12 protein-coding genes are annotated in these 13547 nt (G+C 75.7%); 5 read left to right on the top strand and 7 right to left on the bottom strand.

Annotated features, from left to right (window positions below):
• Positions 1–2 precede the first annotated feature (2 nt).
• Positions 3–1052, top strand: coding sequence for an alcohol dehydrogenase catalytic domain-containing protein (locus ACIBW6_RS06425; protein WP_399057243.1), 1050 nt, complete (start codon positions 3–5; stop codon positions 1050–1052).
• A 161-nt stretch (positions 1053–1213) separates the two neighbouring features.
• Here ACIBW6_RS06425 and ACIBW6_RS06420 read toward each other — a convergent pair whose 3' ends face one another.
• The gene (locus ACIBW6_RS06420) at positions 1214–2191 is read right to left on the bottom strand and encodes a GlxA family transcriptional regulator (protein WP_399057241.1); all 978 of its coding nucleotides are present in this window, start codon (positions 2189–2191) and stop codon (positions 1214–1216) included.
• Between the two features lie 71 nt (positions 2192–2262).
• Here ACIBW6_RS06420 and ACIBW6_RS06415 point away from each other — a divergent pair, with 71 nt between their 5' ends.
• Positions 2263–3582, top strand: a complete 1320-nt coding sequence (locus tag ACIBW6_RS06415) for an MFS transporter (protein ID WP_399057239.1) — start codon at positions 2263–2265, stop codon at positions 3580–3582.
• Between the two features lie 30 nt (positions 3583–3612).
• Here ACIBW6_RS06415 and ACIBW6_RS06410 read toward each other — a convergent pair whose 3' ends face one another.
• From ACIBW6_RS06410 to ACIBW6_RS06400, 3 genes are read right to left on the bottom strand one after another with little or no spacing between them, the layout of a single operon-like run.
• A complete protein-coding gene (locus ACIBW6_RS06410) occupies positions 3613–4236 on the bottom strand; it encodes a flavin reductase family protein (RefSeq protein ID WP_399057237.1) in 624 nt (207 codons plus the stop codon).
• Positions 4237–4285: 49 nt separating this feature from the next.
• The gene (locus tag ACIBW6_RS06405) at positions 4286–5110 is read right to left on the bottom strand and encodes an enoyl-CoA hydratase/isomerase family protein (protein ID WP_399057235.1); all 825 of its coding nucleotides are present in this window, start codon (positions 5108–5110) and stop codon (positions 4286–4288) included.
• 25 nt (positions 5111–5135) lie between these two features.
• The gene (locus tag ACIBW6_RS06400; protein ID WP_399057233.1) at positions 5136–7358 is read right to left on the bottom strand and encodes an acetate--CoA ligase family protein; all 2223 of its coding nucleotides are present in this window, start codon (positions 7356–7358) and stop codon (positions 5136–5138) included.
• Between the two features lie 384 nt (positions 7359–7742).
• Here ACIBW6_RS06400 and ACIBW6_RS06395 point away from each other — a divergent pair, with 384 nt between their 5' ends.
• Positions 7743–9080 (top strand): hypothetical protein, encoded by a 1338-nt coding sequence (locus ACIBW6_RS06395; RefSeq protein ID WP_399057231.1) that lies wholly within the window; start codon positions 7743–7745, stop codon positions 9078–9080.
• Positions 9081–9171: 91 nt separating this feature from the next.
• On the opposite strand, the gene ACIBW6_RS06390 is transcribed toward ACIBW6_RS06395, so the two are convergent.
• A complete protein-coding gene (locus tag ACIBW6_RS06390) occupies positions 9172–10344 on the bottom strand; it encodes a flavin-containing monooxygenase (protein ID WP_399057229.1) in 1173 nt (390 codons plus the stop codon).
• A 189-nt stretch (positions 10345–10533) separates the two neighbouring features.
• Between ACIBW6_RS06390 and ACIBW6_RS06385 the strand changes: the two genes are divergently transcribed.
• Positions 10534–10986 carry a DoxX family protein gene (locus ACIBW6_RS06385; RefSeq protein WP_399057227.1) on the top strand — a complete coding sequence of 151 codons (453 nt, stop codon included), beginning with the start codon at positions 10534–10536 and terminating at the stop codon, positions 10984–10986.
• The gene (locus ACIBW6_RS06380) at positions 10983–11435 is read left to right on the top strand and encodes a Zn-ribbon domain-containing OB-fold protein (RefSeq protein WP_399057225.1); all 453 of its coding nucleotides are present in this window, start codon (positions 10983–10985) and stop codon (positions 11433–11435) included. Before ACIBW6_RS06385 ends, ACIBW6_RS06380 begins: the two co-directional genes overlap by 4 nt.
• Positions 11436–11445: 10 nt before the next feature.
• Here ACIBW6_RS06380 and ACIBW6_RS06375 read toward each other — a convergent pair whose 3' ends face one another.
• Entirely contained in the window at positions 11446–12102 is a 657-nt protein-coding gene (locus ACIBW6_RS06375) for a pyridoxal 5'-phosphate synthase (RefSeq protein WP_399057223.1), read from the bottom strand.
• Between the two features lie 173 nt (positions 12103–12275).
• Complete coding sequence (locus ACIBW6_RS06370; protein ID WP_399057221.1) at positions 12276–13445, bottom strand: thiolase C-terminal domain-containing protein; 1170 nt, start codon at positions 13443–13445, stop codon at positions 12276–12278.
• Positions 13446–13547: the final 102 nt, after the last annotated feature.

Here is a 13547-nt window from a genome sequence, read left to right as displayed (position 1 = left end):
AGATGAGGGGTGTGCTGTTCGACGGGCGGCGGGCGGTGGTCGTCGACGACCTGGAGGTACGGGGGCCGGGGCCCGGGGAGGTGCTCGTCGCGGTCGCCGCCGCCGGGCTGTGCCACTCGGACCTGTCCGTGATCGACGGGACCATCCCGTTCCCGCGGCCGGTCGTGCTGGGGCACGAGGGCGCGGGGGTCGTCGAGGCGGTGGGGGCGGGGGTGCGCCATGTCGTGCCGGGCGACCACGTGGCGCTGTCCACGCTGGCCAACTGCGGGACCTGCGCCGACTGCGACCGGGGGCGGCCGACCATGTGCCGCCGGGCGATCGGGAGGCCGGGGCAGCCGTTCTCGCGGGGCGGGGAGCCGGTGTACCAGTTCGCGTCGAACTCGGCGTTCGCCGAGCGGACCGTGGTGAAGGCGGTGCAGGCCGTGCGGATTCCCGCGTCCCTCCCGCTGACGTCGGCCGCCCTGATCGGGTGCGGGGTGCTGACCGGGGTCGGGGCCGTGCTGAACCGGGCGCGGGTGGACCGGGGGGAGTCCGTCGTGGTGATCGGGGCGGGCGGGGTGGGCCTGAACGTGCTGCAAGGGGCGCGGATCGCGGGGGCGTCGACGGTGGTGGCGGTCGACGCGAATCCGGAGAAGGCGGCGGTGGCCCGGCAGTTCGGGGCGACGGAGTTCCTGACGGACGTGGCGCGGGTGCGGGACGTGCTGCCGGACGGCGCCGATCACGTCTTCGAGTGCGTGGGACGGGTGGAGCTGGTGCGGGCGGCGATCGACCTGCTGGACCGGCACGGGCAGGCGGTGCTGCTCGGGATGCCGGCGGCGGACGCGGAGGCGTCGTTCGTGCCGGCCGCGCTGTTCCTGGACAAGTCGGTGCTGGGGTGCCGGTACGGGTCGTCGCGGCCGCAGCGCGACGTCCGGCTGTACGCGCGGCTCTACGAGCAGGGCCGGCTGCTGCTGGACGAGCTGGTGACACGCACCTACGGGGTGGAGGAGTTCGGGAAGGCGGTGGAGGACGCGGAGGCGGGGCGGGTGGCGCGGGGGGTGTTGACGTTTTAGGCGGGGTGGTCGCCGGGGTGCCGGGGTGCGGGTGCCTCGGCCGGTGCGGCGCCGTCGTGGCTGGTCGCGCGGTTCCCCGCGCCCCTGAGAGGCGCACTTCGTGCGGCCTCTCAGGGGCGTCGTCACGGGAGCGAGGGCGTCGCGGGCTGGTCGGGGTCCCGTTACGGGAGCGCCTGGAAGGTGCGGCGGTACGTCGTCGGGGTCACGCCCACCGCCGCCTGGAGATGCTGCCGCATGGACTGCGCCGTGCCGAACCCGGCGTCGCGGGCCACCTGGTCGATGGAGAGCGCCGAGGTCTCCAGCAGGTGGCGGGCCCGCTCCACGCGCTGCTGCGTGAGCCACTGCCCGGGGCTGACCCCGGTCTCCTCCCGGAAGCGCCGCGTGAAGGTGCGGACCGACATGGACTCCTGCTCGGCCAGGTCGCGCAGCTGGAGCGGTTCGTGCAGGCGGGCCAGGGCCCAGGCGCGGGCCGTCGTGGTGGTCGCCACCTGGGGCTCGGGCACCGGGCGCCGGATGAACTGGGCCTGGCCGCCGTCCCGGTGCGGCGGCACCACCGTGCGCCGCGCCACGTCGTTGGCGACGGCCGCGCCGTGGTCGCGCCGCACGATGTGCAGGCACAGGTCGATCCCCGCGGCGACCCCCGCCGAGGTCAGGACGGACCCGTCGTCGATGAAGAGCACCTCCGCGTCGACCCGGACGGCCGGGAACATCCGCTGGAACGCCGCCGCGTCGGCCCAGTGCGTGGTCGCGGGCCGCCCGTCGAGGTACCCGGCCGCCGCCAGCACCCAGCTGCCGGTGCAGATCGAGACCAGCCGGGTGCCGGGCCGGACCCGGGCGAACGCCGCCGCCAGCTCGGGCGAGAGCCGGCCCTCCTCGTAGACCGGGCCGAGTTCGTACGACGCCGGGACGATCACGGTGTCCGCCGCGGCCAGCGCCTCGGGGCCGTGCGCGACCAGGATGTCGAAGTCGGCGTCGGTGCGCACCGGCCCCGGGCCGCGGACCCCGCAGGTCGCCACGGAGTACAGCGCCCGGCCCTCCGGGGTCCGCGCGCGGCCGAAGATGCGCTGCGGGATGCCCAGTTCGAAGGGGATCACCCCGTCGAGGGCGAGCACGGCGACGTGGTGCGGCTGCGCGGTCATGGCCCGATCCTAGCGAACTATGGCATTCGGGCCACTCGTGGTGCGCGGGTGGTTGCCGCAGGCTCAGGGGCGTGACGACGCAGACCCAGCAGGACCCCATCCGGACCGGACCCGCCCGCCGGCGCCCCCACCGCGCCTGGGCCGTGGCCGCGGTCACCTTCGTGACGATCATCGGGGCCGCGGCCTTCGCCTCGCTGCCCGGACTGCTCATCGAACCGCTGCACGACCCGGAGCTGGGCTTCGGCTGGTCCCGCGGCACCATCGGCTTCGCCGTGTCGGTCAACCTCGCGCTGTACGGGGTCACCGCGCCGTTCGCCGCCGCGCTCATGGACCGGTTCGGCATCCGCCGGATCGTCGCCGTCGCCCTGCTCGTCATCTCGCTGGGCTCGCTGCTCACCGTGTGGATGACCGCCGCCTGGCAACTCGTCCTGTACTGGGGCGTGCTGGTCGGCCTGGGCAGCGGCTCGATGGCGCTCGCGTTCGCGGCCACCGTCACCAACCGGTGGTTCGTCGCCCGCCGCGGACTGGTCACCGGGCTGCTGACCGCCGCCGGCGCCTCCGGTCAGCTGATCTTCCTGCCGCTGCTCGCCTGGATCGTCCAGGAGCACCAGTGGCGGCCCGCCGCGGTCACGGTCGCGCTGGCCGCCCTCTCCGTCGTGCCGTTCGTCTGGCTGCTGCTGCGCGACCACCCCGCCGACGTGGGCGTCGCGCCGTACGGGGCCACGGAGTTCGTGCCGAAGCCCGCTCCGGTGACCGGGGCGGCCCGGCGCGCGGTCACCGTCCTGGTGAAGGCCGCCCGCACCGGCCCGTTCTGGCTCCTCGCCGGGACCTTCGCGATCTGCGGTGCCTCCACGAACGGCCTGGTCAAGACCCACTTCGTGCCCGCCGCCCACGACCACGGCATGCCGGTGCCCGCCGCCGCGTCGCTGCTCGCGGTCATCGGGGTCTTCGACGTGGTGGGCACGGTCGCGTCCGGCTGGTTCACCGACCGGTTCGAGGCGCGCCGGCTGCTCGCCGGGTACTACGCGCTGCGCGGTGTCTCGCTGCTGTTCCTGCCGGTGCTGCTTGCGCCGAACGTGCACCCGCCGATGGTCTTCTTCATCGTCTTCTACGGCCTGGACTGGGTGGCCACGGTGCCGCCGACCATCGCGCTGTGCCGCGAGCACTACGGCGAGGACAGCGCCATCGTCTTCGGCTGGGTGCTCGCCTCGCACCAGGTCGGGGCGGCGCTGGTCGCCTTCCTCGGCGGCCTGGCGCGGGACGCCTTCGGCTCGTACGACGTGGTCTGGTACGCGGCCGGGGCGCTGTGCGCCGTCGCCGCGCTGATGTCCCTGGTGATCCGGCGCGGCGGGCGGACCGCGGGGGTGGCGGGCGTCGCCGTCGCGGCGTGAGCCCGCCCGGGGCGCCCGGGTGCTTCGGGTTCACAGGTGCGTGAGCCCCGCGAAGCGGCCCCGGTGGAAGAGGAGCGGGGCGCGGTCGGCGGAATCGGCGCCGAGGGCGGTGACGCGGCCGACCACGATCAGGTGGTCGCCGCCCGGGTGCACGGCGTGGACCGCGCAGTCGACCCACGCGGCGGCGCCGTCGAGCAGCGGCGCGCCGGAGACGGGCGCCGGCCGGTGCCCGACCCCGGCGAACTTGTCGGCCCCGCTCACCGCGAACGCGCGGCACAGCGCGCCCTGGTCCGCGCCGAGCACGTTCACGCAGAAGACGCCCGCGCGGGCGATGCGGGGCCACGTCGTCGACGTACGCGCCACCATGAACGCCACCAGCGGCGGGTCGAGGGAGAGCGAGGCGAACGACTGGCAGGCGAACCCCGCGGGCCCCTCGCCGGGCCCCGCGGGCGGGGCCGTGACGACGGTGACCCCCGTCGCGAACGTGCCCAGGACGCGGCGGAAGGCGGCCGGGTCGACCGGGGCCCGCTCGTGGGCGCCGACGGCCCGCAGGTCGGGGCGGGGCAGCGGCTCCACCGGGCCCGCCGTGGTGGGGGCGCCGACCGACCTGAGGTAGCGGACGGCGGTGGCCGCCATCCCTGCGTGTCCCATCATGGTCCCAGTACAGCTGACGGCCCGTCAGATGGGAAGGGGCAAGGGCCCGTCACCGGCCCTGGTACCGCGGGTCGCGGCGCTCGCGGAACGCGGCGACGCCCTCGCGCGCGTCGTGCGTGGCCATGTTCAGCTCCTGCGCCGCCGCCTCCGCCGCGAAGGCCGTGCCGCGGTCCGTGTCCAGGGCCGCGTTCAGCAGCTGTTTGGTGAGGGCCAGGGCCCGCGTCGGACCGGCGGCGAGGCGCCGCGCCCAGTGCCGTGCCGTCGCCTCCAGCTCGGCGTCCGGCACCGCCCGGTTGACCAGGCCCAGGCGCTCCGCGTCGGCCGCCGACAGCGCGTCGCCGAAGAACATCAGCTCCTTGGCCCGCTGCGGTCCCACCAGACGCGGCAGCAGGTACGCGCCCCCGGCGTCCGGGACCAGGCCGCGCCGCACGAACACCTCGATGAAGCGGGCCGACTCCGCAGCCAGCACCAGGTCGCAGGCGAGCGCGAGGTGCGCGCCGAGGCCGGCCGCCGTGCCGTTGACCGCCGCGAGCACCGGCTTCTCGCAGTCGAGGACCGCGCCGACCAGCCGCTGGGCGCCGAGCCGGATCGTGCGGGCCACGTCGCCCGCGACCGGCTCCCCGGGCGCGGCCAACGCCCCGCGCAGGTCCGCGCCCGCGCAGAACCCCCGCCCGGTCGCCGTGAGCACCACGGCCCGCACCCCGGGGTCCGCGGAGGCGGCGGCGAGCAGGGCGATGACGCGTTCGCGCTGCTCCCAGGTGAGCGCGTTCATCACCTCGGGCCGGTCCAGGGTGATCCAGGAGACGTGCCCGTCCATGGTGTGCAGGACGGCGGCGCCGGGGTCGGGCGCGGGCGCGGACGACGGCTCGTTCATACGGGCGGGACTCCGTTCCGGGAGGTCAGCGGCAGACGGCCAGCGCGTCGAGCGCGACCGCGCCCTGGCCGCGGCCGAGCACCATCAGCGGGTTGATGTCCAGCTCGGCGAGGTCGTCGCCGAGTTCGAGGGCCATGCGCTGGACCCGCAGGACCACCTCGACGAGCGCGTCCACGTCCGCGGGCGGCGCCCCCCTGACCCCGTCGAGCAGGGCGCGGCCGCGCAGCTCGTCCAGGGCGGCGCGGGCCTGGTGCTCGCCGAAGGGCGGCACGCACACCGCCGTGTCGCGCAGCACCTCGACGAGGACGCCGCCGAGCCCCACGGTGACGGTCGGGCCGAACAGGTCGTCGTGCGTGACCCCGACGACCATCTCCACGCCCCGCTCGACCAGTTGGCAGACGAGGACGCCGTCGAGGTCGATGCCTTCGTAGCGGGCGATGTCGGTGAGTTCGCGGTACGCGTCCCTGACCTGGCTCGCGGAGGTCAGGTCGACCTTGATCAGGCCGAGTTCGGACTTGTGGGCGAGCTGCGGCGCGGACGCCTTCATGACGACGGGGTAGCCGACGAGGGAGGCGGCGCGCACCGCGGCCGCCGCGCTGGTCACCAGCTGTTCGCGCGGGACGCGGATGCCGTACGCCCGCAGCAGCTGCTTCGCCGCGTGCTCGCTGAGCTGCCTGCCGGGCCGCATCAGGGCCTGCGCCTTGCGGAAGGAGGGCGAGGGGGTGCGGGGCGCCTCGTCGAAGGGCGAGCGGTAGGCGGCGGCGAACCGGTGGTGGCCGAGGTAGGCGCGGACGGCGGTGACGCAGTTGGCGAAGGTGCGGAAGGTGGCCACCCGGGACGAGCCGAGGAGCGTGGAGCGGTACGCGGCCTCGGTGCCGACCGGCGAGCCCCACACCACGCAGACCAGCTTGTCGGTCCGCTCGGCCGCGGCCACCAGGTCCCGGGCGAGCTTGTCGCTCATCGGCGGGAAGGGGCCGGTGATGGGGCAGATCAGCACGCCGACGGCCGGGTCGGCGAGGAGCGCGTCGATGATCTTCGGGCCGCGTTCGTCGCCGACCGGGTGGCCGCCGTTGTCGACCGGGTTGGCGACGTTCAGGTAGTCGGGGATCCACTGGTGCAGTTCGGCCTGCTTCGCCGCGGACAGGGCGGGCAGGGTCAGGCCCGCCGCGGTCGCGAGGTCGGCGAAGTGGGCGCCGGTGCCGCCGGATATGGAGTAGACGCAGACGCCGTCGGCCCGGGGCGGCCGGGCGCGGGCGAGCAGCGCCGCCGTGTCCTGGAGTTCGTCGAGGCCGTCGACGCGGACGACGCCGAACTGCCGCATCGCCGCGTCGACGACGGCGTCGGCGCCGGTCAGCTTCCCGGTGTGCGACGCGGCGGTGCGCGCGCCGGTCTCGGTGCGGCCCACCTTGACCGCGACGACGGGCACGCCCGCGCGCGCGGCCCGGTCGGCGGCGAGCAGGAAGGCCCGGCCGTCCTTGAGCCCTTCGACGTAGGCGGCGATGGCCCCGACCTCGGGGCGCTGTGCGAAGTACGCGATGAAGTCGGCGCTCTCCAGGTCGGCCTCGTTGCCCGTGGGCGCCCAGTGCGAGAGGCGGATGCCGAGTTCCTGGAGGGCGAAGACCGGGCGGCCCTGGTGGCCGGATTGCGTGATGAGGGCGATGGCGGGTCCTTCGAGGTCGTCCCGGAAGTGCTCGAAGGCGTTGAGGTTGGTGTTCGGGCCCAGCAGCCGCAGCCCCGAGCCCGCGACCGCCGCGGCGAGCCGCTGCTGCGCGGCGGCGCCCGCCTCGCCGGTCTCGGCGAAGCCGGACGCGAAGGCGACGGCGAACTTCACCTTGGTGTCGGCGAGTTCCGTGATGACGGGCAGCGGGTCGGCGACCAGCAGGACGGCGAGGTCGACCTGTTCGGGCAGGTCCGCGACGCCGGGGACGCACGGCAGGCCGAAGACCGTTTGCCGGGTGGGGTGCACCGGGTGCAGGCGTGCGCCGACCCGCTGCGCCCAGGCCAGCAGCTGGCGGGTGATGCCGGTGTTCGGGCGGCCCTCGGCGTCCGAGGCGCCGACGACGGCGACGGTCTCCGGGCGGAAGAACCGGTCGAGGTCGGGGACGTCGGCGTGCAGCGGCCGGCCGCTCACGTCGCGTTCGTCGGTGCCGGTCCTGCCGTGCACGGCAGGACCGGAGTGCTCGCCGCAGGCGATCACGCGGGCCCGGCGGGAGTCGGTGGTCAGGGTGCCGTACGTCGATCCAAGCATCGGTCCGCCCCGCTCCTGTGTGACAGCGACAACTGTGGCTCGTGCGGTGCGTCGGCGGGCGCGTGGCGCCGGACGCCAACTGACACAGTGTCAGATTACTGAACTGACGCTCCGTCAGGAACGGTTCGGTACGCAAAGGATGGGACAGGTGCGGCGCCCACCCCGGCGGGCCGCCCGGAGCGCGGGCCGGAGTGCTGACCGAACCGCGGGCCGGAGCACGGACCGGAATGCGGACCGGAGTGCGGACCGGCCCGTGGGATCACTCCTGCCCACCGCGGGCACGAGCCGAACGGGGGCAGGGGCGTACAACCCTCCGGGTGGCCGGATCGTCTCCTTCGCGGGCGGCCGCATCCGGCCGCACCTCCCACCACCGCGGAGGACGCCATGAGATTCGCCGCTCACGCCACGGCCGCGGCCGCGCTGACCGCCCTGGCCGCATTCGGCCCGGCGGGCGCGCCCGCGTCCGCCGACGAACCGGAGAGCGACCAGCTCTGGCTCGCCACCTCCTACGAGCTGCCGCTTCCGGCCGGGAGCGCCCAGGACCCGGGCGCCGGGCGGCCCTTGGACATCGGGCTCTACCACGACAACGCTCACTTCGAGGTGGCCGACGGCCGGGTGCGCGTCGACGTCTCCGGCATCGCCGCCTTCGCCGCGGTCGACTGGCCCGCGAACTGCGCGCCCACCGGCACGACGGCGCTCTGCTCGGTGGCCGACGTCGGCACCACCGGCGACCCCGACGACATCCGGCTCACCGTGCGGGCGGCGCCGGGCGCGGTGGCCGGGGAGCGGGGCACGGTCCGCTACTCCGCCACGGCCACCGGCGGCCCCGACGGCACGCTCACCGCCGCCGGGCAGGAGACCGCCGTCTCCGTGGCCGCCGGACCCGACCTCGCCCCGGCCGGTGTGCACGACGTGGAGCACGCGGTGCCCGGCTCCACGCTCACCCAGCCGGTGGCGGTCGAGAACCGCGGCACCGAAGCCGCCCACGGCTTCACCCTGGAGATGAACCTCCCCTACGGGCTGGACTTCGCCGGGCGCAGGCCCGAGTGCCAGTACCGCACCACGGGCGGCGGCGACGCCCCGATCACCTTCGCCACCTGCGCCTACGACACCACCGTGGAGCCCGGCGCGAGCTTCGCGCTGCCCGGCGGGGTGGGGATCGCGGTGCGCGCGCACGCGATGGACGAACGGTTCGGCGTGAGCGTGACGCCCGGCGGCGGCGCCACCGACATCGACACCGGCAACGACGCGGCGTACGCGGGCATCCGGGCCGACAACACGGCGGACTTCCGGGTCCGCGGCGCCACGCTCCGCGCCGTGGCGGGCCGGACCGTCACCGCGAGCCTGCGCTTCCGCAACGCGGGCCCGGCCTGGGTGGCGAACCTCGGCTCCGGCGACCCGGTGGCCTCCGTCGGCTTCGTCGTGCCGCGCGGCGCGACCGTCACGGGCTACCCCGAGACGGACTGCCACCCCACCACCCTGGACGGCGGGTACTACGAGGGCACGACGGGCGCCCCGCGCTACGCCTGCTCCCTGCCGCTGTGGGTCGCCCCGGACGCGGTCCGCGCCTTCGCCTTCAAGCTGCGCGTCGACACGGTGGTGCGCGACGCGGCCGGTGCGGTCACGCTCCGGCCGCCCTACGGCGACGGCACCTTCGCGTTCGACCCGAGGCCGGGCAACAACAACGCGAAGGTCGTCCTGAACCCGACGGCGAAGCCGTAGCCCCCGGCACCCCGGGAGCCGGTCCGGTGGCGGGGCCGCGCTGCCCCGGGCCGGCCAGGCGGCGGGGCCGGCGCGCGGGGAAGGCCTCCCGTCAGAGGGACTTGGCCAGGGCCCTGCCGATGCGGTCCGCGTCCCGGGCCAGTTCGCGCAGCATCCCGCTGATCGGGTTCGTGTAGCCGGAGAAGTACAGGCCCGGCGCGGCCGGGAGGGTGCGGGCGCCGTGCGGGCGGGGGCGGCCGGTCGCGGGGTCGAGGACGCCGAGGTGGCCGACGAGCGGCTCCAGGCCCCGGTGGTAGCCGGTCGCCGCGATCACCGTGTCCGGGCGCAGCCGGGCCCCGTCCGCCAGGACGACCTCCGCGCCCTCGAAGGACGCGACGGCCGCCACGGGCTCGACCCGGCCGGAGCGCACCGCGGCGACGAGCCCCGCGTCCTGCACGGGGATGGCGCCCGCGCGGGCCCGCGCGTACAGCCCGGTGTCGGGGCGCGGCAGCCCCTGGGCGGTCAGGTCCGGCACGCTCAGCCGGCTCAGCGGGACGGCCAGCCGGTCGACGAGCCGCACCGGCAGGCGGCGGCAGAGGATGCCGGTGCGCTGGGCGGGCCAGCCCAGCGTGGAGCGGCGCACGATGTGCGGCGCCGTGCGCACCGCGAGCCGCACGCGCGCGGCGCCGCCCTCCACCAGGTCGACGGCGATCTCGGCGCCGGTGTTGCCGACGCCGACGACGAGGACGTCCTGACCGGCGTAGGGGGCGGGGGAGCGGTACGCGCTCGCGTGCAGCAGCCGCCCGGGGTACGCGGCGGCGCCCGGCCAGTCGGGCAGCCGCGGGGTGTGGTTGTAGCCGGTGGCGACGACCACGGCGGCGGCCGTCAGCTCGCGCCCGCCGGTGGCCCGCAGCAGCCAGCCGGTGCCGTCCGGGGCCCGGTCGACGCGGGTGACCTCGACGCCGGTGACCACTTCCAGGTCGTGGAACTCGGCGTACTTCTCCAGGTAGCGCACCACGTCGTGGCGGGCGACCCAGCGGCCGAAGCGGCGCGGCATCGGCAGGCCGGGCAGGGCCGAGAGGCGGCGCGTGGTGTGCAGGCGCAGCCGGTCGTAGTGGCCGCGCCACGCGGCGCCGACCTCCTCGGACTTCTCCAGCACGACGGCCCGTACGCCGTGGGCCTTCAGGCGGGCGGCCGCCGCGAGTCCGCCGGGGCCACCGCCGATGACGTACACGGGCGGGCGTTCGTGGCTGCGGGGGGACGGTGAGGAGAGCGGGGCGGTCATGTGCGGGAGCGTAATCGCGCCGCCACTTGATGGGTCTCGGTCAAGGCCGGAATCGGTTGCGAATTGATCACGGATGCCAGGACGCGGTGGTTTCGGTGTGCGGACTCTTGCGCGCGTGACGGGGGTTGCGCTGAACTGACGTACCGTCAGAAACGCGGGACGCAACCGATCACGGGACGGCGGGAGCGCATGGACGCGATAGGTCTCAGTGGCGCCGAATGGCTCGCCGTGCTGCGGATCGGGCTCGGCCTGTGGTGGCTGGAGAGCTGGCGGCACAAGGACAAGAAGGGCTGGTTCGAGCGCGGCACCGGCATCGCGTGGGCCGCGGACGTCGCAGCGAGACACCGGTGGGCCGCCGTGCGCCGCGGCTTCGACACCGTCGTCGCGCCCCGGCCCCGGGTCATCGCCCGCGTCGTCGTGTACGCCGAACTCGCCCTGGGGCTCGGCCTCGTCGCCGGTCTCCTGACCCCCGTCGCGCTCGTCGGCGGGCTGCTGCTCAACCTGCTGTACTTCACCCTCATGATCCACGACTGGGCCGAGCAGGGGCAGAACGCGATGATGGGGCTCATCTCCCTCGTCGCCCTGTTCGCCATGGCCTGGCAGACCTGGTCCCTCGACAGCGCGATCGGCCTGTTCCGGTGACCGCCGAAGAGGCTGGTGCGGCCGGTACGGGCAGGCGTTTCGACGCTCCCGAGCCCGACGCCTTCAGCCGGGCCTACTGGGACGCGGCCGCCGAGGGACGGCTGCTGCTGCGCCAGTGCATGGCGTGCGGCCGCGCCCATCACTACCCGCGCGAGTTCTGCCCGTACTGCTGGAACGACGACCCGCGGACCGTGCGGTGGCAGGACGCGAGCGGGCGGGCCGTGCTCTACACGTGGTCCGTCGTGCACCGCAACGACCTGCCCCCGTTCGGCGCGCGCGCCCCTTACGTCGCCGCCGTCGTCGACCTCGCGGAGGGGCCGCGGATGATGACGGAGATCGTGGACTGCGCGGCGCACGCCCTGCGGCCAGGGATGGCGCTGCGCGTCGCCTTCCGGCCCGGCGGGGGCGGGTGGACCGTACCGGTGTTCCGGCCCGCCGCCGACGCCTGACCGGCTCCGCTCAGGGCCACAGCAACTGCTTGGCCCAGCCGTCCGCCCGCCGCGTGTAGGTGAGTCGCACGTGCCGGCGGCGCGCGTCGCCCTGGAAGAACTCGACCTCCTCCGGCTCCAGTTCGTACACCGTCCACGACGGCACGGCGGTGTCCGGCTCGCGCCGCGCCCGCTCCCAGGCCTCCTCGGAGGCCCGGACCAGCGCGTCGTAGGAGGCGAGTGGCTCGCTCTGGCGGCCGGTCAGGGCGGCGGCGAGCGCGCCCGTCGAGCGGGCGTGCAGGTCGGCGTGGGCGGCCTCGGCGGGGGCGGTGCGCACGGGGCCGCGCAGCCGCACCTGGCGGCCCTGGACCGGCCAGTAGAAGCCGAGCGCCGCGTACGGCCGGGCGGCGAGCTGACGGCCCTTGGCGCTGCCCGCGTGCGAGGCGAAGTGCAGGGAGCGGGCGTCGGCGCCGTGCAGCATCACCGTGCGGACGTCCGCGCGGCCCGCCGCGTCCGTGGTCGCCAGTGCCGGGGTGTGCGGCTCGCTCTGCCCCGCCGCCACGGCCGCCGCGAACCACTGCGTGAACAGCGGCAGCGGCGCCTCCGGCGTGGCCCCGGGGTCGAAGTCGGGCAGCTCGGTGTCCCACACGTGCAGGGACCGCAGCAGGGTGTCCAGTTCCGTGTCCATGGACCGATTGTCGCGGCCACCGCCTCAGCTGGGGGCGGCGCCGTGCGGGCGGAGGGCGCGGCACTGTGCGGGCAGGGTCGGCCGTGGCACGGCGCGGGGGCGGTCGTGGCATCGCCCGGGCGGGGCCGGTCGCGAGGCCGTGCCGACGGGGCGCGGCACCGCGCGGGCGGGGGTCAGTCGCGGCCCAGCACGACCGTGCCCGAGGAGCAGAACCAGCCGCCCGTGCCGGAGGCGACCGCGAGTGCGGGCGGCGAGCCGTCCGGCCGGCGCACCTGGTGTCCGCCGGCCGTGCCGCGCAGCTGCCGCACCGCCTCCACCAGCAGGAACAACCCCCGCATTCCGGGGTGCTGGGCGGAGAGGCCGCCGCCGTCGGTGTTGGTCGGCAGCGCGCCGTCGTACCGCAGCCGCCCCTTCTCGACGAAGGAGCCGCCCTCGCCCTTGGCGCAGAAGCCGAGGTCCTCCAGCGTCACCAGCGTCATGTACGTGAACGCGTCGTAGATCTCGGCGACGTCGATCTCGTCGGGGCGGACCCCGGCCCGCTCGAAGGCGAGCCGTCCGCTCACCGCCGCCGGGGAGAGCGTGAAGTCGTCCCACTGCGACATCGCCGTGTGCGAGACGTACGCGCCCGAGCCCAGCAGCCAGACCGGGCGCGTGGCGCACTGCGGCACCAGGTCCCCGGCCACGATCAGCACGGCGGCGCCGCCGTCGGAGCGGATGCAGCAGTGCAGCTTGGTGAACGGATCGGCGATCATCGGCCCGGCCAGCACGTCGTCGACGCCGATCGGGTCGCGGAACATCGCCTCCGGGTTGCGCGCCGCGTTCTGCCGCGCCTGCACCGCCACCTCGGCGAGCTGGTCGAGCGTGGTGCCGTACGTGTGCATGTGGCGCCGGGCCGCCATCGCGTACTTGGCGATGAGCGTGTGCCCGTAGGGGACCTCGTACTGGAGCGGGCCGCGTGCGCCGAACGACAGGTTCGCCGTGCGCCGCCCGGCCCGGACGTCGGCGCGGGCCGTCGAACCGTAGACCAGCAGCACGGCGCGGGCGTGCCCGGCCGCGATGGCGTCCGCCGCGTGCGCCGCCATCACCTCCCACGTGGCGCCGCCGACCGCGGTGGAGTCGACCCAGCGGGGCCGCAGCCCCAGGTACTCGGCGACCTCGGCCGGGGCGAGCGTGCCCAGGCCCGCGCTGGCGAAGCCGTCGACGGCGTCCGGCCCGAGACCGGCGTCGGCGAGGGCGCGGCGCGCGGCCTGGGCGTGCAGGGCGTAGGGAGTGGCGTCGTCGACGCGGCCGCAGTCGGAGAGGGCGACCCCCGCGACGGCGGCCTTGCGGTGGGAGCCGGTCATGAATCTGACGGTACATCAGATAGGGCCGTGCGTAACGGGGTCGCGTGACGGGAGTCCGTGCGGCGAAGGTGGTGCGCCTCTGGGCATCCAGGGCCCCCGGCC

The sequence above is a fragment of the Streptomyces sp. NPDC049813 genome, assembly GCF_044465085.1.
Classification (GTDB): domain Bacteria; phylum Actinomycetota; class Actinomycetes; order Streptomycetales; family Streptomycetaceae; genus Streptomyces.
Note: the sequence above shows the minus strand (reverse complement) of the source record. Positions and strands in the feature narration are given on the sequence as shown.

Bases quoted from the DNA above. Each gene is read 5' to 3' on its own strand.
- ACIBW6_RS06420 (WP_399057241.1), bottom strand. From the start codon at position 2,191: ATGACCGCGCAGCCGCACCACGTCGCCGTGCTCGCCCTCGACGGGGTG.
- ACIBW6_RS06425 (WP_399057243.1), top strand. From the start codon at position 3: ATGAGGGGTGTGCTGTTCGACGGGCGGCGGGCGGTGGTCGTCGACGAC.
- ACIBW6_RS06410 (WP_399057237.1), bottom strand. From the start codon at position 4,236: ATGATGGGACACGCAGGGATGGCGGCCACCGCCGTCCGCTACCTCAGG.
- ACIBW6_RS06395 (WP_399057231.1), top strand. From the start codon at position 7,743: ATGAGATTCGCCGCTCACGCCACGGCCGCGGCCGCGCTGACCGCCCTG.
- ACIBW6_RS06390 (WP_399057229.1), bottom strand. From the start codon at position 10,344: ATGACCGCCCCGCTCTCCTCACCGTCCCCCCGCAGCCACGAACGCCCG.
- ACIBW6_RS06405 (WP_399057235.1), bottom strand. From the start codon at position 5,110: ATGAACGAGCCGTCGTCCGCGCCCGCGCCCGACCCCGGCGCCGCCGTC.
- ACIBW6_RS06385 (WP_399057227.1), top strand. From the start codon at position 10,534: ATGGACGCGATAGGTCTCAGTGGCGCCGAATGGCTCGCCGTGCTGCGG.
- ACIBW6_RS06375 (WP_399057223.1), bottom strand. From the start codon at position 12,102: ATGGACACGGAACTGGACACCCTGCTGCGGTCCCTGCACGTGTGGGAC.
- ACIBW6_RS06400 (WP_399057233.1), bottom strand. From the start codon at position 7,358: ATGCTTGGATCGACGTACGGCACCCTGACCACCGACTCCCGCCGGGCC.
- ACIBW6_RS06370 (WP_399057221.1), bottom strand. From the start codon at position 13,445: ATGACCGGCTCCCACCGCAAGGCCGCCGTCGCGGGGGTCGCCCTCTCC.